Raw genomic sequence first — 24694 nt, 5'->3', positions numbered from 1 at the left:
AGTTATTAAATTTGCAGGTAACTCAAACTACAAAGCAATAAACCAAAAAGCAAAAATAACAGTTAAAAAATAGGGAGAAATTTTTTCTCTATTTTTTTCTTTTTATTTTTTTCATGTTTATCATAATTATCAATTATTCAAATCAAATTTAAAAGGAGGAGAAATATGGGAGTTGTGAATTTTAAAAAATTATTTTTGCTGATTTTAATTATTTCAATTATATTTTCAGTTGGTGCTGTTTCAGCAGCAGACAATGAAACATCCCAAGATATAATAACACAGACAAATCAAAATGATGCAATTGAAATTAATGAAGATACAATAACACAAACAACTGGATCTAATGTAAGTGACATTGTTGATGAGAATACACGAATATCTGAATCTAATTTAAGTAGCATTGCTGATAGGGATATTCAATCACAATTTAGCGAAATTGATGGTGATGAATTGTTGGGTGATATTGATGTTCGAGTTATATATGTTGGTCAAAATTCTACTTCTGACGGCGGAAATGGATCTTATGAAAATCCATTTGCAACATTAAGCCAAGCATCAACCAATACCAGTGGTGAAAATAAAATAATTGTAAACATTTTTAATGGAACTTATGATTTAGGCACAATTTTAAAATTCAATACATCAAATTTAGTAATTCAAGGAATCACTGGCAAAGTCATTATTAAAAGTACTAATAGTTCCACATCAAAAGCAATACAATTAATGTCATCTTCAGGAAATTTTGAAATGAATAATATTACTTTTGATGCATCACTCCATCCAAAATTTATCAATGAATATATGGGGCCTTTTTTCTATCCATTTTCAGGAAATGCCAACCAGGGAACATTTAATAATTGTAGTTTCATTGGTTTTAAAAATTCTAGAATCACGGGTGCACAAGAATATAATGCAAAATTTGTTAATTGTCTTTTTGAGGGATTTAATGGTTATCTATTTTCAGGAGAACTAAAAGAGAGAAAAAAATTTGTTTATTTTAAAAACTGTATTTTTATAAATAAAGATTTAAACAGTCTTGCAAGGACAACATATACTAATAAAAATATCACTTTTGATGGAGCATGGTTCAGTCAGAATGACATTCCAGAGTATGTCTTTTCAGGTTATCTATTAACTCCAAGTGGATCAGGAACAAGTGGTGTTCATGTTGCAAAAATAACAAGATATGCAATTTTTTCAGTATACGAAAATTATATTGGAAATAATCAATACGAAATCATAGGCAAACTAACATGGAACGACAATACTCAAGAAGGAATTGAAGGCTTCAATCCAATGACTGTCACATTATCATCAGATACTGGTGAAATACAAAATAACATTATATTAGTAAATGGTACATTTAAAGCACGATATACTAGTAATTCATCCAGTCATTCTGTAACTGCACAATTAGACCATGAAAAGATTACATTAAACTTTAATACTATAAATATGCAGCTGAATTCCCCTAGCATATATTATGGGGATGATGAAAATATCACAATAAAATTTAATCAGCCTGTAAACGGCATTCTAAACATTATTGTTGGCAATAAAACTTATAATGCAACAACTGATGGAACTAATTCATTCACTTATAAAATCAAAGATACTTTAACTGAAGGTAAATATCCTATCAAGGTATTTTTAAATGATTTAATTAATCATGCTCATGCATATGGAGCTACTGAATTAGTCATTTCAAAAGTCACTGATTTTACTTTTGATTCAATCGTTTCCAGTTTAGTTAATGTAGGCTGCAATACAACAATTCTTGTGGAATTGCCTGAAGATGCAACTGGTACTGTAACTGTTGTTGTTGGAGACAATAATTTCACAGAAAACGCTTCAAAATCCACTGAAATTGAAGTATATGGATTCATTGAAGGAGATAATAAAATTACAATTGATTATTCAGGTGATAACAAATATGTTCCACAAAGCAAATTTGAGATAATCACCGCTGAAAAAGTAGATCTTAAATTAGACAATACTACTTTAAGCATAGAAACTCCTGCGGGAACCAATACTCCGATATTTAGCTTAGTCTTACCGAGTGATGCTACGGGTAATCTAACCATAACAATCGCTGGTAAAAATTACACTCAAAAATTAGTGAAAGGAAGTGCAACTCTTAGTATTAATGGTTTGGCTCCAGGCAAGTACGATGCAATTATAACTTATTCAGGCGATAGCAAATATGAAAAAGCAGTCTCAAATGCATCTGTTTCACTTTCAAAACCAACAATAACTGCTAAAGACTTTTCAATGCTGTACACTAGTGGTTCAAAATACACTGTATGTGTAACCATTGATGGAAAACCTGTTTCTGGTGAGACTGTTACTTTCATTGTCAATGGTAAAAAATCAACTGCAACAACCGATAATAAGGGTTATGCATCAGTCAAAATAGATTTGCCTCCAAAAACAAAAGCATACACAGTATCTGCTACTTGTTTGGGAGTAAAGAAAACTAATAAAGTAACTGTCAAAAGCATTGTATCTGCTAAAGACATGAATGTTAAAAAGTCAGCAAAAACACTTAAAATCAAAGTAACTTTGAAAAAAGTAAATAACAAATACTTAAACGGTAAAAAAGTTACCTTAAAATTAAATGGCAAAACATATAATGTTAAAACCAACAAAAAAGGTGTTGCAACATTCACAGTTAAAAAGAATGATTTTAACAAACTTAAAGTCGGTAAAAAATACACCTACAAAGTTACTTATGGAAAAGATGTGGTGAGCAAAAAAATCACAATAAAAAAATAATCTACGGTGGTGTTTTTTTCATGAATCTTAAAAATAAATCAGTTATTTTCATTTTGCTTTTATGCATAATTTTAAGCATGGGTGTTGCATCAGCAAATGAAGATGTTAATGACAATATCACAATTACAGAAGATATTTCATCTGATGATTTAGGAATTCCTTGTGATGATTACTCACAGGATGAAATTTCATTAGAAAAAGATGAAAATAATACATTAACCTCAGACAGTTCCTCTGATGATGAAGAACTCTTAGAATCTAATCTATTGCAAAGCGAGGATGATGAAATAGTTGTTAATGATTGGGATGAACTGCAGTATTACTGTTCTTTAAGTGATAAGGATTATACACTTAGATTAAAAGAAAATACAAATTTCTATCCTTCTGATCTTCGAGATATTAATAAACAAATCAGGGTCAACAATAATGTGAAAATTATTGGTAGTTCTGGTTCATATTTCGGAGACACTCATCCTGCCGGTGAAAACTACATTGATGATGGAGATTATATTAATTATATGCCCTTTGTCGTTCCGGATGGAAGCGGAATTGGTATCACTTTGGAAAATATTACCTTCAAATGGATTTACACAATATACAATCCTGATGCTGTTTTCCTTCAGATGGGTGGAAATGCATATAATGAGATAAAAAATTGTGTTTTTGAAAACATTAACCTTGCTTTAGGACATTCCAGCATTGTATATCTTAAAAAAGGAGATGCCCTTTTGGAAAACTGTTCCTTTGTCAACTGTACTACTGATTTTGGTTGTGTTAGCGTATATGACCCGAATGCTTTTAGAACTGCCCGTATGGTTGTCAGGGATTGTTATTTTGAGAATAATTATGCCAGAACAGAACCGGGATGTATCAACAATTGTGGTGTATTAACTGTTTACAATACTACTTTTTATAAGAACAGGGCTTCCGTTTGGGCAGGTGCAATTCACACTCACTACAGTGCAAATACTACCATTTATGATTCCAATTTCATTGATAACGTTGCCGGCTGGAATGGTGGTGCGATATACACTTATAGTTATCTGACAATCTATAATACAATTTTTGTTGGCAATAATTGTACCACCAATAATGGTGGTGGTGCGATTGGAGCATGTAAGCATGTATCTGCACCTCATATTTATGTTGAAAATTCATTATTTGAAAACAATGCGAATAACTGTTGGGGATTGGATGAATTGTCCACTACAGGTACCGGTCGTGGTGGTGCCATTTCCCTGATGGATGAAGGTTCAATCGAGGTTAGAAATACAACTTTCATTTCCAACAGTGCGTCTATAGGTACTGCAATTTGCGCTATTGATCAGGGAAGTTACGGATCACCAGACATTTATATAATAAACAATACATTCATCAATCATACACGTGCAGGGGATACATTATATCTTCGTGTTGCAGGAACAGCATTAAAAGTTTTGGACAATAAGTATCTGGGAAACTCCATTGAATTTTCAAATCTGAATCTAACCACTGTCAGCGCAGGTAATGATAAAGCAACATTAAAGATTACAGCTAAACTATCACATCCCTCCTTTTATGACAGGGACATTTTAGACAGGACTCTTTATGATGTTTATGTTAACGGCAGGTATGCTAAAACGGTAAATTCGACAGTTTTTGATTTGGAGTTTGGTGATTTGGACATATGTAATGTCTATGTCATTCCGACCATTTCCAATGTCAAATCAAACGAATTGACATTGACAAGCACACGTGAGTATGTATTTGTTTCTCAAAGTTTAGGTAGCGACACCAACAATGGAAGTTCAAGAGAAAATCCTGTAAAAAGCATTAAAAGAGCTTTGGAACTTGCTTTAAGTTGTGGAAACATATTGATTATGGATGGGGAATTCAGCGAATCCCTTTCTGTTGACTATGATGTCACCATTAAAGGTGAAGGAAATTCAACATTCACCGATGGAGCTTCATTTACGGTCAATGCTAATGATTTCACTATTAAAAACATGAATATTAATAAGTTAACTGGTGATTCATTTATCAAACAAAGTACAGGAAATCTTATTATCAACAATTGTGTTTTCACAGACAATAATGTAAATAGAATAATCGAGGCCAATAATGCAGTGATTTCTAATTCAATATTCAATAATAATGATGCAGTCCTGGTTAAAAGCAATAATTTTACAAGTATTAGAAACTCAATTCTATTGAATAATACTGGGATCATCGAAGGCAGTGGCAGTTATGATCTGGATTATAATTGGTGGGGAAACACCAAAGAAGATGTGGCTAAACCAAATAGTCTAAATATCAATAATTGGCTGGTTTTAAATGCTACAACTAGTGTGAGTTCTTTGGAGTATGATCAGGCAGCTTCAGTATTGTTTGAATTCTATTTGAACAATAACACCAAATATGGCTACATACCTGTAATCGATTTAGATTTAATCTCTTTAAATGGTATTTCAAGTGAAAATATCACAACTCCAGGATCAAAAATCTCATTTAGATTAACTGAATTGGATAACGCTAGTTTGACTGCCAAATACAACAATATTGAAACTACAATTAATTTTGAATTTTTAAAATCAAATCCAAACATTAACATTATAACCAAAGATATTATGGTAGGGGATAATTTAACAGTTCAGATTACTGCTCCTGGTGATGTGAAGGGCAATCTAACAGTTACTATTGGAAATTATTCCCAGACAAAAGATATTTCAAACTCAAACATTTTCATATTCAATGGTTTAAAGGCGGATAGTTATGATGTTGCTGTCAGTTATTCCGGTGATGAAAAATACCTCTCACAACTTAAGAATGCTCAAGTGAGCGTTTTGAAATATGATTCAATAACCCGTTTGGAAATTGGTACAATTGAAGTTGGGGAAGATGTGGTTTTAACAATAACAACTAATGGTGATGCCACAGGCAATGTAACTCTCTACATCAATAAGGATGTTCACACTTTGCTTCTGAATAATTCCATTGCCAATTATACCATGAAAAATGTTGTTAGGGGCGATTATGTAATAAGAGCAATCTATAATGGTGATGATAAGTATCTCACAAGCAGCATGTCCACTAAAATCGAAGTGGATAACTTAAACTCATCAATGAAGATAACTGCTGAGGATATTGTTTATGGTGAAGTTGCATTTGTTCAAGTCATCTTAAACGATAATGCGACAGGTAATGTTACAGTAACAATTGATGGTGTGTCCAATACTTCAGAAGTGATTGACGGTAAAGTCAATATTTCCTTAGCCGATTTAAATGCAGGTATTGATAAGCTAATCAATGTTTTTTATACTGGTGATGATACATACTTTAATAAAACAGCATATGCCAATTTCACTATCAACAAGGCGGATTTAACTTTCACTATTGATTCCAGTGACATTAAAATCGGTCAGGATGCTGTTGTGCATATAAGAGTCCCTCCAAAAACCGAGGGCACTTTTACAATCGGCGAGGACGTAATCAATATCCCGTTATCCGGTGATGTCTATTACACATTATCCGATTTGGAAATTGCCGAATATGAGATTACTGCAGTTTATAATGGAAACAATTATAATACAGTAGCAAATTCCACTTCATTTACTGTTAGTGAATATCCTCATCCTCAATGGTCAAATAATGGTGGGGATAGTGAAAATACGGCTAAATCACCATATGAAAGTCAAATTAATGGAAAAATAGCAACGGTCATTGATATTGGTGGTGAAATAGTTAATGATATTGTAATTGATAGTGAAGGTAATATTTACGTTGTGACTGCTGAGGTAATATATTCTTTTGACAAATCCGGAAATCGGAGATGGTTTTATGCATCAGAAAGTATGGAAGGTAATTTTTCAGGCCTTGCAATAGGCCGTGATGTAATCGTTTCACCAAGATCAGGAGACACACTGTATTTCATTAATCAGTATGGTGGAAGCAAATACGGTTCTTCCAATATCTATCAGGCATCAAGTGCCTTTGCTCCGGTTATAGATGACAATGCTAATTTATATGTTGTAAGCGAATATCAGGTTTCAACAGGTTCATATAATCTGGTCATTGTTCCATATAAATCCTGGGCCAGCGGAGGTGCAATTAAACTGCTTAGTTTAGGCGGCAATAAACCTATCGCCTCACCTGTTTTGAATGATAATATTCTGGTTGTGTTATGTGAAAACAGATTGGTTGTTTATGATTTAAAGACTTCAAAATCACTTTTCATAAAATCAGGCAATTATGCTGATGTCCGTCCGGTTATAGGTGAAGGCAATATTGTTTATGCAGTTTTAGGAGATTCCATTGTTGCTTATGCCAATACCGGTTCACAGCTATGGAAAACAAAAGTAACAGGCAATGTAAGCCAATTAGTTTTAGATTCCGATGAGGGATTATATGCAGTTAACGGAAATGGCAATCTGTATAAATATGGTCTTGTGGATGGTGTCCAATCCTTAATTTCTGATTTGAATGTTTCATCAGGCGTTTTGATTGGAAACAACGGCAATATCTATTTCGCTTGCAATAATCTATTCTATGAAATTGACAACCGTGGAAATGTTTTATGGAAATGCAATATTGGAAGTGAAATCATAGGCAACCCGGTAATGGATAGGGAAGGTACAATCTATATTAGAACTTCAGATAATAGGATTTATGCTTTAAGTCAGGGTGATTTGAAGGATTCCAATTTCAGTGTTGAAGTTACAGATAACGTCATGACTATAACATTGGACTTTGAAGCTAGCGGAAATGTTTCATTTACTGTTGGAGGAATTTCCTACAATGAAATGATTTCAGATGGAAAAGTAGTCAAATCATTGTCTGATTTGCCAGCCAAGAATTATCATGTAAATATTGCTTATTCCGGTGATAAGAGATTTAATGGCGGTGTTTTCGGTGCTGATTTTACCATTAAGCCGGCTGCTGTTATGAATATTGTTTCCAGTGATAAAAGTTCAGTTTCAATTAGCCTTCCAAGTGATGCAAAGGGCAGTCTGACTCTAAAAGTCGCTAATCGTGAGTATGTTCAAAAGTTAGCTAATGGCAAAGCAACAATTCAGGTTTCAGGCTTGTCCGAAGGCAATTATAATGTGAGAATAATATATTCCGGTGATGACAAGTATTGTTCATTTGATAAGAATTGCACAGTGGCATTTGTCAATCCTAAATTGACAGGAAATGCAATTAACATGCTTTATACAAGTGGATCTTACTTTAAGGTCAGATTAACACAAAACAATTTGCCTTTAGCCGGTAAATCAGTAGTATTTACAGTCAATGGCAATAAAGTTTCTGTTAAAACCGATAATAACGGGTATGCTTCTCTTAAAATTACTTTGCCTCCTAAAACCTACACTGTTAGTGCAATCTATGGCAATGTCAAATTATCTAAAAAGGTTACTGTCAAAAGCATTATTGTAGCTAAAAATTTAAATGTTAAAAAGTCTGTAAAATCCTTAAAAATTAAAGTATCCTTGAAGAAAGTTAACAATAAATATCTTAAAGGCAAAACAGTTGCTTTAAAATTCAATGGTAAAACATACAAGGTTAAAACTAATAAAAAAGGTGTTGCGACTTTCACTATCAAGAAAAGTGTTTTAAATAAGCTTAAAGTAGGTAAGAAGTATACTTATAAAGTCACTTATCTGAAGGATAGTGTCAATAGGAAAATCACTGTTAAAAAATAGGGGTTGTTGTTGAGTTCCGTTTAAATGGAGATAGTAGTTATGGATTTAAAATCATTGTGTTTTGTCATCCTTTTGCTTTTATTATTGGGAGTTAGCTGCGTAGATGCAGGTGAAGTTGACGATAACATTACCTTAACGCAGGAAGATACGGATTTGGAGTTATCAGAGGATTCCTTAAAAAGTGATGTCGTCTCCAGTCTGGATGATTCAGGGGATTGTCCAGAAAGTGATGTAGTTGATGCAGTCAGCAATTTAAATGCTTCTGATGAGTCTTTGGAAAGTGAAGTGGATGAAATCATAGTCAGCGATTGGGATGAACTGCAGTATTACTGTTCTTTAACAGATAAGGATTATACGCTCAGATTGAAGGAAAATACTGTTTTTTATCCTTCTGATTTTGATGATGTAAACAAGCAAATCAAAATCAACAACAATGTTAAAATCATTGGCAGTCAGGGTTCATATATTGGTGATGTCGCTCCTATTGTGGGAACTTATGAAGATAATATGGACCGTTATGTTAAATACGCTCTTATTGTTGTTCCTGAAAACAACGGATGTGGCATGAACGTTGTAAATGTTACCTTTAAATGGGTTCATACGTTAAACACCAATGCAGGATTGGTCATGGATTTGGCAGGTAACCGGGAGTATGAGTTTGATAACTGTATTTTTGATGGCATCCAGTCCATGGCAGGTTCTGCATCTATTATGCATGTTAGGAAAGGCAAGGCGATTTTGAACAATTGTTCCATCATCAACTGTACAGTTGCCAAAGGTTGCATTAACGTTTACAGCAGGCAATCCGTGATTTTGAGGGATTGCTATTTTGCATATAATTATGGCTATGAGCATTCCACCTGTGTCATGAACTGGGGTAAGCTTCTAATTTACAATACTAAATTTTATAAGAATCGTTCTCAGGCTTGGGCAGGAGGCATAACCACTTACGGTGAAGGTAACACAACAATATATGATTCCAATTTCACTGATAATGTTGCAGGATGGAACGGTGGAGCATTGTATGTTTATAATATCGTAAATATCTATAATACTGTTTTTGTTGGAAATAACTGTACCACCAACAATGGTGGCGGTGCAATTGGGGCTTGCCAGTACAGCGGTATTCCAAGATTGTATGTTGACGGCTGTTTGTTTAAGGACAATAACAATAACTGCTGGGCTTTGGATGAGCTGTCCACTACAGGTACCGGTCGTGGAGGTGCGATTTCTTTTATGGATGTCGGATCCATTGACATTAGAAATTCCCTGTTCATTGCCAACAGCGCATCTATCGGTACTGCAATCTGTGCCTGGGAGGCCGGAAGTTACGGTTCACCCGACATTTATATCACAAATAACACTTTCATCAATCATACCCGTGCGGGAGATGTATTGAATGTTAAGGTGATTGGAACTGCCTGCAAGATTTCAGGAAATCAATACGTAGGCAATTCCATTGAATTTTCCAATCTGAATCTAACAACTGTCAATGTAGGTAACGATAAGGCAACTTTAAATATTGCTGTTAAATTGGTTCATCCTTCATTTTATGAATCAGATATTCTGGACAGAACCCTTTATGATGTTTATGTCAACGGCAGGTATGCTAAAACGGTAAATTCAACAGTTTTTGATTTGGAGTTTGGTGATTTGGACATCTGCAATGTCTATGTCATTCCGACAATTTCCAATGTCAAGTCAAATGAATTGACCTTGACAAGCACACGTGAGTATATTTTTGTGTCTAGAAGCAGTGGTGATGATAACAACAATGGAAGTTCAAGGTCATCACCTGTCCGGTCTATAGGAAAGGCTGTTGAACTGGCGAGGTATTGTCACAACATCATTCTTTTGGATGGGGACTTTTCTGAAAACATTGTCCTGAATTATGATTTGACCTTGAAAGGTGAAAATGATGCCAAGCTAACTAATTTGACATTATTTAAAAATAATGCAGTATTGAGCTTGAAGAATCTGGAAATTTCCAATCTCTCAGGTAATCTGATTGCAGGCGGCAATGTTTCTCTTTCCAATTGTATTGTTCAAAATAATCAAAAAGAGGTTGTTTTCAACGCAAGTAATATTGAAATTTCAAATTCAATTATTTTGGATAATCTGAATGTTGCAGTCTGCGATTATATTAATGTAAAGGATTCCATTTTACTGAATAACATAAATCTTGTGGATGCCAAATCCTATGATTTGGACGGAAACTGGTGGGGATCCACTTTAGAAAATTACCAAATCCAACCATATAATGACATTGATGCCTGGCTGGTTTTAAATGCTACAGGCGACACTTGTGATTTGGAAATCAATCAGATGGCAACAGTCAATGTTGGATTTTACATGTTTAAAAACAGTACTTCAACCAAATATAATTTCAGGGATATTGAATTAAGTGTCATGCAGGTAAATGGCAGTTCCGTTAATTCGACCCTGTCCAATTCCAATGTCTACTTCATGTTGACTGCATTGGGCGATGGTGAGTTGACTTTCAGTTATGAATCTGTTTTGACTTCCGTCAGGTTTAATTTCATCAAATCCAATCCGAATATTCATGTTTCAAATGATAATATTATGTTTGGGGATGATTTAATCGTTAAAGTTAACCTTCCAAATGATTTGTCTGGAAATGTCACTGTCAAAGTCAGCAACTTTACTCAGACTCAATCTGCTGATGGCATTTTGCTTTTCAACTTCACTCGTCTTAAAGCGAATGACTATGTGATAACTGTCGTTTATTCAGGTGATGAAAAGTATCTCGACAAGATAATCCAATCTCAGGTTAAGGTTTCTAAATATGAATCATTCACTCTTTTAACAATCGGGGAAATCGTAGTCGATGATGATTTGCTTTTAACAGTCACAGCACCATCAGACTCTAAAGGCAATGTCACAATAACAGTCAACGACAACACTATAACTTTACCGTTAAACGATTCCAAGGCAAATTACACCATTAAAAACATCCGGCGCGGGGATTACAGAATCACTGCTGTTTATAATGGTGATGATAAGTATCTCACAAGCAGGGATTACAGATTCATTGAAGTTGACAATCTTGTTTCCTCAATGAGCGTCCATGTTGGGGATATTGTTTATGGAGGGGCAGTCATTGTTGAAGTTATCCTAAATGATAATGCCACAGGCAATTTAACTGCGGCAATTGGCAAAATCACCAATTCAAGCATTGTCAAAGACGGCAGGGCAAATATTACTCTTTTAGGCGTTGAAGCCGGGTTTAAAGAAGTCAATGTCTTTTACTCTGGAGACGATACTTACTTCAACAGGACTGAATCTGCATCTTTTACAATCAGCAAGGCGGATTTGACCTTTGAGATATCATCAGCCGATATCATGATCGGCCAGGACGCTGTAATATTCATTAAAGTCCCGGCTAAAACCACAGGCAATTTCACAATTAATGGTGATATAATAGCAATTCCACTATCCGGTACCATAAGCTATATCATCCCTGATTTGGAAATCGGTGACTATGACCTCACTGCAGTTTATCAGGGCAATAACTATAATACGGTTTCAAATTCCACTTCATTCAGTGTTCTGGAATATCCGAAAGACCAATGGCCGAACAGCGGCTTTGATGCAAAAAACACCGGCAAATCACCATATGCCAGTTCAAGCAATGGGGAAATATTGTTCACAATACCTGTTAATGAAACTATTGTCGGTGATGTTTTAATCGATAATGAGGGCAATATCTACTTTTCAACTGTGGATGCGGTCTATTCTTTTACCTGTGATGGTGTTTTGAGGTGGAATTTCACCGATAGGGATGTTATCGGTAATTTTTCAGGAATTTCCATGAGTCGTGAGGTTGTGGTTGTTCCAAAATCAGGCGACACATTGTTTTTCATCAATCAGAAAACAGGTGAAAAATACGGTTCTTCCAATTTCTATCAGGGGTCAAGTATTTTTTCACCAATAATGGATGATAAGGCAAATATCTATGTTTCAAGTGAATATCAGGTTACAAGCGGTTCTTATAAACTTGTGATTATTCCGTTTGGGTTGTGGGAGTTTGGTGGAACTCCAACTATGCTTGATTTGGGTAAGAATGCTCCTTTAACATCTCCGGTAATCGGGGAGGATATTGTTGTTGTCCTGACAGATTCCAGATTGTGGGTTATTGATGCCAAGACATTAAAAACCAGGTTCATCAAATCAGGCGATTATGGGGCTGTTCGTCCTGTTGTAAATGAAAATATTGTCTATGCGGTTTTGGGTGATTGTGTTGTTGCATATTCACTGACCGGATCTCAGTTGTGGAAAACCAAGTTAACCGGCGGTGCAGGCAATCAATTATTGTTGGATTGCGAGTTCTTATACGCTACAAATTCCAGAGGCAACCTTTACAGGTATGATCTTTCAAATGGTAAGGAATATCTGGTTTCCAGTTTAAACGTTACTTCAGGTGTTCTGATTGGTTTAAATGATAATTTATACTTTGGCTGTGATAATTTCTTTTATGAAATCACATCTGGTGGTGATGTTTTATGGAAATCGGATTTGGAATCCAAAATCACCGGTTCGCCGGTAATGGACAATAATGGGGTTATTTATGTAACTTCTGAGGATAATAAAGTGTTTGCATTATCTAAAAGTGCTTTGAAAAATATCGATTTGGATGTTAAAGTATCAAGCACAATTCAAGGTGAGGATACTGTCATCACCATCAATCTGGATGGTCAGGTAACAGGCAGTGTTTCATTTGCTGTTAATGGAGTTAATTATAATGAGGCAATTGCAGATGGGGTTGTAGTTAAAGTTATTCCTAATTTGCCGGCAGGCAGTTATGATGTTAATGTTACTTATAATGGGGATTTGAGGTTTAATAAAGCTAGTAAAACTGTAACATTTGCTGTTAAGCCTGCTCAAAATCCTGTTTTAAAAGGAAGCGACATCACAGTTTTATACACTAGCAATTCATACTACAAGGTTAAGCTGACTCAAAACAGTGCGCCACTGGCAGACAAAACTCTGACAATTAGCTTCAATGGTGTAAACTATAATGTCAAAACCAACAGCAAAGGAATTGCAAGCTTTAAGATAGCTGCCAAACCTGGAAAATATACAATAAAAGCATCCTACAATGGTAAAGTAACCAAAAATACCGTGACTGTTAAAAGCATTATAAATGCCAAAAACATCAATGCTAAAAAGTCAGCTAAAACTGTTAAAATCAAAGTTACTTTAAGTAAAGTTAACAAGAAGTACCTGAAAAACAAGGCCGTAACCTTGAAGTTCAACAAGAAGACCTTTAATGCGAAAACCAACAGCAAAGGTGTTGTGACATTTACCATTAAAAACAGCATATATAAAAAACTTAAAGCTGGTAAAAAGTACACTTACCAAGTGATTTACGGTAAAGACAATGTGAAAAAGACTATAAAATTTAAATAGAGGATTTTACTCCTCTATTATTTTAATATTATCATGTTTATTTAATCATTTAAAAGTTTAGGAGGTGATTTGGTAATCTGGAAGAAATTGATCTTAGGATTGGTGTTATTGTTGGCATTATCTGCGGTTCATGCAAGCGATATTGGTGTGGTTGATGATTCTCAAGAGAGTATCAGTGCTGATAATCTGGCTCTTGAGGATATTTCAGATGATTATCAAGCAGACATCAATGTCAATGATTCTGTTCTTGAAGTTCCACATATTCCTGATGCGCCTGATGAACCGGATGTAAATCAAAATAAGACAATCTATATTACTCCTGAAAATATAGCAACATATTTCAAAGACAGTAATCTTGAAGATGATTATGACAATATGGATTTTGTCTTTGAGGGCACTTTCAGTAATCTAGGTAAGTTGTCAATCAATGCTCAAAATATCACTATTAACGGTGATGGGGCGGTTTTCAAAAACACAGTTTTTGATATCTGCAGAGATAATGTTTCAATGTCAAATCTTAAGTTTGATTTGGATTGTGATTTAAGCGATAATGATGGTGCGGTAATAATATTCAATACTAATAATATATATCTGGATAATCTTGACATCAACTATAACGTGCCTTATAATTGTGAGGCTTATGCGATTTGCGGTGTTGGCGACAGGATGTCTTCAAGGAACTTGAGACTGACTAACTCTAAAATCAACTTTGAAGGCCACAACAATGACATTAATGTTTATAATTGCGCCATAAAAGTAATCAACTATGAGGATTCTTTAATGGAAAACAACACAATCACAACATCCCTGCCTTTAAAGGATGTCAATCATGGTGCTCATGGCACCACCCTGGATTCAGACTTTGTGCTCAGTGTTGGTGTTGAAAACTGCAATAAATTAAAGTTCATCAACAATACTATTATTTCAGAGGTTAATTACAGACAAGATTCATTGTATCCTACTTTAGATGGTTTGCTGATTAGTAAGTGTGATAATACATTAATTGAAAACAATTCAATTTACATGAGTGATTTTATCACATATCCTGGTCTTGACAATTATTTATACGGAATGGATATTTATAATTTAAATAATCTAACTGTACGATATAATGAAATCTCAATTGTAACAACAGGTGGAAGACTGGCTGCAGGAACTGCATATCCTATTCAGATTTCAGGACCAATTAGCAAGGTGAACATTACAAGAAATGATTTGTATTCATTTTCCAATGGTCCAAACATTGGGATTTACTCTCAAAACTACTATGGAAATACTGAATTGTCAATAACATATAATCGCATTAACGTTACAGGTCTTGCAGGAACTCATGAATGGGCTTTGGTTGCAGGTGTGGAAACACAGGATTCCAATTCAACTGTTGAAAACAATATCATTGAAGTGCACAGTGTCGGTCCGGTAAACATTGATGATAATATTTATGGAGTAAGTTACCGCCAATCCACAGACGGCGATCATACCTACAGCATACAGAACAATACAGTATTCAGTGACGGCTACAAGTCAGTGTATCTGTTGGATTCCAAGGATTCAACTGTGGCAAATAATCTTTTAGTTTCTTATAATGAAAACGCAAAAAACGGCTATGACGGTTTTAATTATGGTGATTTGTCAAGACATGACAATATCAATTTTCAAAACAATCAGGTCATAAGGGCTTTCGATTACTTTGCAAATCTAAACAATAATCTGGACAATGGTGAGGAATATTCTTATATTACTCCGGTTAATAATAATGGTATTTCAAATGTTATTGATGGATCAGGCATTAATCCTGTAAGTAATAACAACAAACCGGTTTATAACCCAATAATTCCAGGTACATCTTCACAGAATAGTGAAATGTATACTCAAACAATTATTGATAATCCAACAGGAAATACTGATGGTGAACATAAGGATACTCATACAAATGAAAATACTAATGTCATTAATGATGATAATAACCGTAAGGGCGCTAACAATGGAATTTCTCATAGTAATGGAGTTAATTCTAAATCTTATAGTAATTCATCATCACAAGCCACAACTGATGTTTCATCAGATATAGTGTCTAACAATACTGATGCAACTCCATCTGATGCAGGCATCCAATCATTAGTCGGAGGGTCACAATCTGGTGGTGGGTCTTCAGGTGTTTCTAAAAAAGCATATGAACTTGAAGATTTAACCAAAACTGAGTTTATACCTTCAATATTCTATGTGATTGCTGCATTGATTTTAATAATTGCAGGATATAAACGTAAAAATTCAAATTTCGATTAGTCAAAGAAATTTGACTAATTATACTTCTTTTTTTCAATATTTTTATATATCATCTTTAACATAATTTAAAATATTGGCGATAAATTTTGAGGTGTTAAAGATTTTCAAAAAAACAATACTTATAATCCTCATATTCACAGTACTATTAAGCATTTCAGCAGTAAGCGCTGAAGTGAATGATACGATGGAATTGGAGGATATAAATCATGATTCATCAATTTATGTTGATAATCAAGCAGGTAATGATTTAAACACAGGTAACATTACAACTCCTGTTAAATCAATTAGTCAGGCAGTTGATAATGCAGATAACGGTTCAGATATCTATTTAACAAGCGACACATATGCTGGTGATAAAAATACAAGAGTAATCATTGAAAAGTCAGTGAATTTCATTGGAAACAACACGGTTGTTGATGGTGAAGGCAAAAACTATCTGTTTACAGTTACAGGCAATGTTAAGGTCACTTTTAAAAATATGGTCTTTGTTAATGCATATAAGTCTCCTGAATCTTACGGTATTAATTATCCTGACTCAGTTTACGGATCTTCTCTTGAAATCAGAAGCGGTGAAGTCATACTTGACAATTGTACATTCAAATACAATGTCCTGGACTACAGCAACAACAATAAAAACATTTATGGTGGTGCAATAAGTAATGATGGTACTTTAACAGTAATAAACTCAAAATTCATCTCAAATATCGCTCATTCCACCTCAGGATTGTTCTCCTATGGTGGAAGTATCTACAACAACGGAAAACTAATAATCAATCATTCAGAATTTTTAAAATCTTTGAGTGATGATTTTTCATATGGTGGTGTAATTGCCAACAATGGTGATTTGACAATTGATAACACTTTAATTGTCAATTCCCGCTCTTCACAGGAATCACGAGGAGGAGTAATATATAATACAGGCAACTTCAAATTAATCCGATCCATAGTTGAGGATAATGTTGTCTCCAAAGCTAATTTCCAATATATTTATGGTGCCATTTATAATGCAGGAACCTTCACAGCATATAGCAACATTTTTAGAAACAACACTGGCGTGTATTCAATTCCAAGTAGAGGTTCACCAACAATCTACAGTACAGGTGAATTGAATTTAACTTATAATCTCTTTTTGGGAAATGTTCCTTTTGAAGGAGTGTCAAAGGATGTTTATATCTCCAGCGGTGAAATCATATCATTGGACAACAACTGGTGGGGCTCAAATGAAAACCCATATGCCACAGGTGCCTTAAATTTAGATGAGAAGGTAAATTCATGGCTGGTTTTAAACATCACACCACAATATTCTGCTTTAAACATTAGTGAATCAAGCGATATTCAACTTAAATGGATGTTAAACACACAAACAACTTTGAATTTGGATTTAGTGCCTGAAACTGATATTAAAATTAATGAGGAAAATTATACTTTTACGGGTCAGCTTACTTATACTTTCAGTGACACTCACATTAAAGGATTGTATTTTATTCCTGTTGTTTTAAATGATTTTTCCAAAATCATAGAGGTTGATGTGGGTAAAATCAAAACAAACATTGATGTTAATGTAAACAGTAATTTAAGTTATATGGATGATTTAAACATTGATATTAATGTTGAAGGTGAGGATAATATGAATCCTGACGGTGTAATACTGATTTTTATTAGTGATAATGTATATAATATTACACTCAAAAATGGTCATGCAAATTATACAATACACGGTTTAAATCCTGGAAGTTACAACCTTGAAGTATCATATAATGGATCAAGTAATTATTTTAAATCATACTATACATCAAAAGTCACTGTTAATAAGCGAAGCGTATACATGAACTTAACCATTCCTGAGTTTTTCATAGATCAAAGCTATTATCTCAATGTCAATCTTGATCCTGCAGGCTCCAAGTCAACTGCAGTGCTATACATTAACGGCATAAGGAAAAAGGTAATCTATTTATATGACAATCAGGAAAATAGGATAGCTTTAACAGGTTTTGGTGAAGGTGAATACAACATTACAGTATCTTATGTGGAAAACGCCTATTTCAAAAGCACTAATGTCAGTGGTGTTTTAAAAATCAAGAAATACAAACCGGTATTTAATATCACAGCGCCGGACATTATGTTAGGTGAAACTCAAACCGTTAAAATCACAGTTAATCCGGATGATTTAAGAGGAGAGGCTATATTAAATATTAACGGCAATAATTACATGATATTTTTAAATGACACTACTACAAACATTACCATACCTAACCTTAGGGCAGGGGATTATAATCTGAAGCTGGTTTTTGACGGTGATGCCAAGTTTTCAAAAGCCGTTTCAAGCCATTCTTTTAGTGTATTGAAATATCCGACAACATTAAATGTAAAAGTGAATTATAATGAAATCACTTTTAAAGGAAACATCCTTGTCAAAACTGGTAATAAGAACTGTACTGGTGAAGTCAGTGTTTATATTAATTATAAGGTTTATCGCTTGAATCTCACCAATGGTGAGGCTAATTTCCCGGTCAATTACGATAAGGGAACTAATTATATTTATGTCTATTATGAGGGTGATGATTACTGGGCGGATGCTGGCTGGAATACTACAATTGGTGTTGCTGATGAATTTATCCTGATGAGTGAAAACGTAACTTCATATGAACATAATGACTTTAACTACACATTCAGACTGATTGAACCAAGCGGCGTGCCATTGCCGTCAAGAGTTGTAACAATAAACTTCAAAAACATATTGTATAACATCACTACCGATGATGACGGTTATGGATACATTAAGCTAAACTTAAATGAAGGCAATTATACAATCACTGCAAGTTATAAAAATCAAACAATAACCAATATTCTGGAAGTTAAAAAGATCTTGTTTAATCTCACTGCTACTAATGAGACTTATGGTACTCCTTTGGTTTTTACTGCAAGTTTTGATAAAAACGTCAAAGGATGTGTTAATTTTACAGTTGATGGTGTTTTCAGTGAAATTGTTAATATAAGTGATGGAAAAGCACAAATAACTGTTTCTTATATTGATGCTGATGATTATTGTTTAAATGCATTTTATACTAATGACTATTTCAACTCAACAGTCAAATCAGTTATGTTTAAGGTTGATAAGGCTGATTCAATTTTTGATTTGGCGGTCAGTAATGTAATTTCTGGTGAGGATGCAAACATTACATTGACGCTGTCTGATAACACTTATGGTAATGTAATATTTATTTTGGATGGGCAGTCAACTGTTGTTGAAATTGAAAATAATCAGGCGGTTTTATTTGTACCTAATATCGGTGGAGCAAACCACATTATCAATATTACATATGATGGTGATAGAAATTATAATCCGAATTCTTTAAATTCCACTTTTTATATCAAGGATTTAAGAAGCGAGGTAATTCTGGAATTGGCTAATATAACTTATGGTGATGCTTTCAATGTCTCTGCTAAACTGGACAGCAACGCAACAGGAAACGTGACATTTACAATTGGAGACATCACAAAAACAATAGAAATTGCTGACGGTGAGGCACTATTGTCATTGGATAATTTAAATGCTGGCATTTACAATCTGACTGTCATTTATAATGGGGATACATATTATATCAGTTCTTCTAATTCCACCAGCTTTAAAGTATCCAAAGCGGATTCTGAAATTTTCATACAGGCGGATGCTGCACTTGGTGAAAACGTTTTGATTTATGCCTATCTCTCGCCTAAAGCATCAGGTCATGTTACATTCAGCATGCCTGGATATTACACTTCAAGGGATAAGGAAATTGATGAGGCAATAGCATTGTGGTATATTTCACCACTGGATACTGGAGTATACGCAGTTAAGGCATATTATCCGGGGGATAACAATTACAATCCGTCAAATACAACTTACATAATCAATATCTCTCAAAAGAAAACCAGATTATCTGTTGAAATCAGGGATGTGGTGGTAAATGAGAGGGTTTCCATCAGTGTTAGATTAACTTCAAATGATGAGGGTTTGAATGGTACTGTAAGCGTTAAACTCAATTCTAGAGAATATAATGTGGTCATACGCAACGGCAAAGGCAATCTGGTCATTGGTAGACTTCCAATCGGAGTCTATTCATATGAGGCATTCTATAAAGGCAATGAAAATTACACATCTCAAAGCACAAGCGGTTCATTTAGGGTTGATGAGATAATTGATGTTGCTCTGATTTCACATAACATCACAATGTATTATAAAGGAAATCAGAAGCTGGAAGTCCTTTTAACCGATGCAAGCAACAACCCGTTGGAAAATCAAATCATCCATGTTAAACTAAACAATGAGGAATATCAGATTACAACTGATGGTGAAGGCAAGGTTTATCTGAAGCTTAATTTAAATGTCGGAAACTACACAGCATCAATAAGGTATAATGGCTCTGAAAGGTATTGCTTTAAGGATTTGAATGTGTCCGTTGAAGTAAAATCAACCGTATCGGGCATTGACGTTACCAAACAGTATGGTACATCATCCCAATACTTTGCAGTATTCCTTGACTGTGAAGGTAAGGCAATAGGCAATTTCAAGGTAACTTTCAGGATTGGTGATAGGTCATTTACTGCAACAACTCTTCCTAACGGCATTTCAAGGCTGAACATCAACCTGAATCCCGGCAGGTATGTTATTGAGGCAATCAACCCAAAAACAGGTGAGATTGCATACAATTCAATTTTTATATTCAACAGATTGATGAATAATAATGATTTAACCCAGAACTATGGTGAAAACAAGTGTTTCAAGGTCAGGGCTTATACCTCAAGTGGCAAGGCTGTTGGGGCAGGTGTGAAAGTGACAATCACCATCGCCGGTAAAAAGTATAGTGTCAAAACCGATAAGAACGGTTACGCCTCTTTTAAAATAAATCTCAAGCCTGGAACCTATGTTGTAACAGCAAGTTATGGTGGTGTTTCTGTTAAAAATAAGGTTGTGGTCAAATCCATTTTAAAGGCCAATAATCTCAATTTCAAAAAATCATCAAAAAAGATTAAAATCAAAATTAGCTTGAAGAAAGTGAACGGTAAATACCTTAAAAATAAGGTCGTGACTTTGAAGTTCAACAAGAAAACATTTAAGGTTAAAACCAACAGTAAAGGTGTTGCAGCATTTACAATTAAAAAAAGTGTCTACAAAAAGCTTAAAGCAGGTAAAAAATACACTTATAAAGTGACTTATGGCAAGGATACTATTAAAAGAACTATAAAGTTTAAAAGATAGTATCTGATTTCTTTTTCTGTTTCAGGTATCAATACAGTAACATAACTTATATATTCTTGGTGGATAACTAGAATATTACGAAATGCATTTTACATTTGGATGCATATTTAATCAATCGAAAATAATTTAGAGGTTATGAAAATGTATTTTACTAGAGACCAGGATTTGATAGATGATTTTCACATAAAATCAGGTCATAGTGTTGGATCTAAAAAATCATACAAGACAACATTCAACAAATACACAACATTCCACAACATGAGTCTATGCGACCTGTTGGCAGAAGCAATAACCGAACAGGAAAACAACATTCCGGAAAACCGATTAAGCATATATGACAGGATAATCTCATTTAGAGACCATCTGATTAAAAACAATATAGGAAGCACAATACCAAACTCAATATCAAAAATCAAGACATTCTACCATTACAATAGGGTAAAGATACCTTTTATTCCGCCATTGAACAGTAAACATGTTGCCAGAAACGATGTAATAAGCTTTGATGATTTGCCAACCAAGGATGAACTGAGGTTAGCTTTAGAGTTTGCAGATGATAATCTGAAGCTCTGGATATTGGTGATGATTTCATCAGGTACAACTAGGTGTGAGGCCAAATCCATGACCAACCGGACATTCTTTGAAGGAACAAGGATGTATCACAAAAAAGACGATTTTAGAGATGCAATGAAATATCTGTCACGAAAAAACAATGTGGTATGCACCTGCAAGCTGCTTCGACAAAAGACCGATAAGCCCTACTACACATTCCTCAATCCCGAATGCGTGCAGAGGATTGCCAAAGTGAAGCTAAAGCAGGAGGACTTTGATTTGGAAAGTCCGCTTTTAAAGTATGAGTTAAACCATGTCAATTACAAGTTCAAAGTGCTCAATGACTATCTGGGCTTTGGAGAGATTGGCGGGTATGCAAGGCTTCGCCCTCATATGCTTCGTAAGTTCAACTCAACATACCTGAGTCAGGGAACCTTGGAAGGTGATCTCTTGGCTATGGACAGTATTGATTTGTTGCATGGCCGTGGAAAAAACAAGACATGGGAAAGCTATTACAAGGACAATCCGGACTTTTTAAAGCTGGAGTATATTAAGGTTATGAGCAATGTATCGCTTTATCGAAGGTATGATTGGAAAATTGTAAATGGCAAGGTGAAGGTTATCTCAAAGCCGTTATAATAATCATGTTTTTGTAGGGTGGATACAATACATATAATAGCTATTATATATAAATAATATAATATGTCAGATAATAAAAAAGATAATATTAGTTGGACAAGCTTTTGTCAAGCCATGAACTCAATTTGTTATTGGTTGATTCAAAACAAAAAGAAATACAAAAAACGTGATTACTACCAGATACTAACATTGAAAGGCAGCTGCACAGATATAGAAAAGAAAGCAAAGAAATTGGGCAATAATAAACTGGTCGCAATATATGTGATGGATTTAATCAAAGATAATAAATCTTTGGATTTCCTTCCAAACTATGTAACTTTAAAAGATGGAATTAAAATTGACAAGGCCGAATATGTGGACATGGCCATAAGGACAGAGGCATATATTAAAGCAAATGGAAGGCTTCCTGCAATTGTATATAGGATGTCCAAACTTCCGGATTACAATGATTCCACAATGAATCTCTTTGTCAAAACATTCAACTTCAAAGGAAACACCATAGATGAGGCTTTAGCAGTAATAGCTAAAATCAAATTGTACCTGAAATACTTCGATTCACAAAAAACAGACAAAAAGACAATAACGGACGCTAAGGCAGGTAAAGGTTCCAACTGTGTGGACTGGGGACAGGTGTATTACAGAATAGCTAAAAGCTTAGGTTATGATGTTCAGTTTGTCCATGTCAAATGCAGGGTTTCAGGAACAGGTCACATCAGATTAAGGCTGAAGCATAAAAAGCATACTGGAGGAAACTGGATTAACAGGGATCCCGCTGCAGTTGCTGATACAACTTCAGGTAATGTAAGGTCAATCTGGTGTGAGGATGGTTACATCATAGCATATGATCCGTCATGGATTTTTACAGATTTATATTCAAGTTAACACTTTTGTTAACTTCTTTTTCTTTTGTATACTGTCAATTAGGGTTCAGATATTGAAAAACTAATTTTTTAAGCTATGTATTACGAGAACTGATTAAATAGAATAAAATGTATTGTCAATATTATAATCATTTTGGTAGAATTAAAAGGATTAAATTTAATTTTTATTAACATTAAAAAGAATAATATAAATGATAATCTTGTGGGAATGAAGCGTGTTTATTCACTAAAAATTCATCTTAAACAGGTTTTTAGTAGAAATTTTAAAAATTAAACTTCGGAGGGTTAATTATGAAAGGTAAAAATGGAAAATCATCTTTTTTAGATATTAATGGTGTTATACATGAAATAGAAGTATTGTTAAAAGATAATCACATATTAATTTTGGGTGAATTTGATTTTTTAAGTAGTATTGAACATGATATTTACATGAATAATAATAATAATGATTTTAAACTTTTTACTGGCGGTTTTCCTACTCATAATAAGATAATAATAATGGCAGTTGTTAAAAAAAATAAAGAATTACGAGATTTATTAGGTATGGATGATGATAATCGGTGGAAATATCTATTGTGTATATGTCAGGATAAATATGATGGTTTTCATTTGCTAAGATTGGATGGAGTATATGAAATTCCTAAATGGGGTAAAACAAAATCAATTAGATGCATGTTAAATAGTATTTTTACTACTTTAGAGGTATCCGATGAAACAGAACGGAGAGGGCTACCATTTGAATGGACAAATTTACCATTATTATATTGTTTTGAGGAAGATTATAAGGAGTATTGGCTTAATGAAGGCAAAAATAAAAAATCTAAAAGAAAACGAACACATATTCCAAGAGGATTGAGACATGAGGTATTTAAACGAGACAATTATGCTTGCGTTGAATGTGGGGCAAAGAAATCAGATGGAGCAACATTGCATGTAGATCATATCATACCTGTGAGTAAAGGAGGTTCTGATGAATTAGACAATTTGCAAACATTATGTCAAGATTGTAATTTAAATAAATCAAATTTAATTCAAAAGGATTAAAATCTTTTTAGATGAACATGTCGTTAGATTGTACATGTCCTATTTAAATGCTTTTTTTGGTTATATTGGTTATGTATTATTGGGAACCAAATGCTGGGGAGGAATTTAAAATTACTAAATTGGCATGATAAGTTTATATAATTGAAATAATAAAATATTATATTAATTAT

The 24694-nt window shown here is 34.1% G+C and carries 8 protein-coding genes; all 8 read left to right on the top strand.

All coding sequences use genetic code 11. The features are described from left to right. Positions 1–174 precede the first annotated feature (174 nt). The 8 genes from Q0W26_RS06050 (at position 175) to Q0W26_RS06015 (ending at position 24524) form a co-directional block, all read left to right on the top strand. A complete protein-coding gene (locus Q0W26_RS06050; RefSeq protein WP_298523387.1) occupies positions 175–2775 on the top strand; it encodes an Ig-like domain repeat protein in 2601 nt (866 codons plus the stop codon). A 20-nt stretch (positions 2776–2795) separates the two neighbouring features. Beyond that, positions 2796–8453 (top strand): Ig-like domain repeat protein, encoded by a 5658-nt coding sequence (locus tag Q0W26_RS06045; protein WP_298523386.1) that lies wholly within the window; start codon positions 2796–2798, stop codon positions 8451–8453. A 39-nt stretch (positions 8454–8492) separates the two neighbouring features. Beyond that, complete coding sequence (locus tag Q0W26_RS06040; RefSeq protein WP_298523385.1) at positions 8493–13883, top strand: PQQ-binding-like beta-propeller repeat protein; 5391 nt, start codon at positions 8493–8495, stop codon at positions 13881–13883. A gap of 69 nt (positions 13884–13952) precedes the next feature. Further along, entirely contained in the window at positions 13953–16169 is a 2217-nt protein-coding gene (locus Q0W26_RS06035) for a right-handed parallel beta-helix repeat-containing protein (protein ID WP_298523384.1), read from the top strand. Between the two features lie 73 nt (positions 16170–16242). Continuing rightward, on the top strand, positions 16243–21408 hold the full coding sequence (locus tag Q0W26_RS06030) for an Ig-like domain repeat protein (RefSeq protein ID WP_298523383.1): 5166 nt from the start codon (positions 16243–16245) through the stop codon (positions 21406–21408). Between the two features lie 141 nt (positions 21409–21549). Continuing rightward, on the top strand, positions 21550–22599 hold the full coding sequence (locus tag Q0W26_RS06025) for a hypothetical protein (RefSeq protein ID WP_298523382.1): 1050 nt from the start codon (positions 21550–21552) through the stop codon (positions 22597–22599). A 63-nt stretch (positions 22600–22662) separates the two neighbouring features. After that, the gene (locus Q0W26_RS06020) at positions 22663–23481 is read left to right on the top strand and encodes a hypothetical protein (RefSeq protein ID WP_298523381.1); all 819 of its coding nucleotides are present in this window, start codon (positions 22663–22665) and stop codon (positions 23479–23481) included. 290 nt (positions 23482–23771) lie between these two features. After that, positions 23772–24524: an HNH endonuclease gene (locus Q0W26_RS06015; protein WP_298523380.1), complete on the top strand. Its 753-nt coding sequence runs from the start codon at positions 23772–23774 to the stop codon at positions 24522–24524. Positions 24525–24694 lie beyond the last annotated feature (170 nt).

The sequence above is a fragment of the uncultured Methanobrevibacter sp. genome (genome assembly GCF_947169325.1).
GTDB lineage: Archaea > Methanobacteriota > Methanobacteria > Methanobacteriales > Methanobacteriaceae > Methanocatella.
This window is presented reverse-complemented; position numbering and strand designations above follow the sequence as displayed.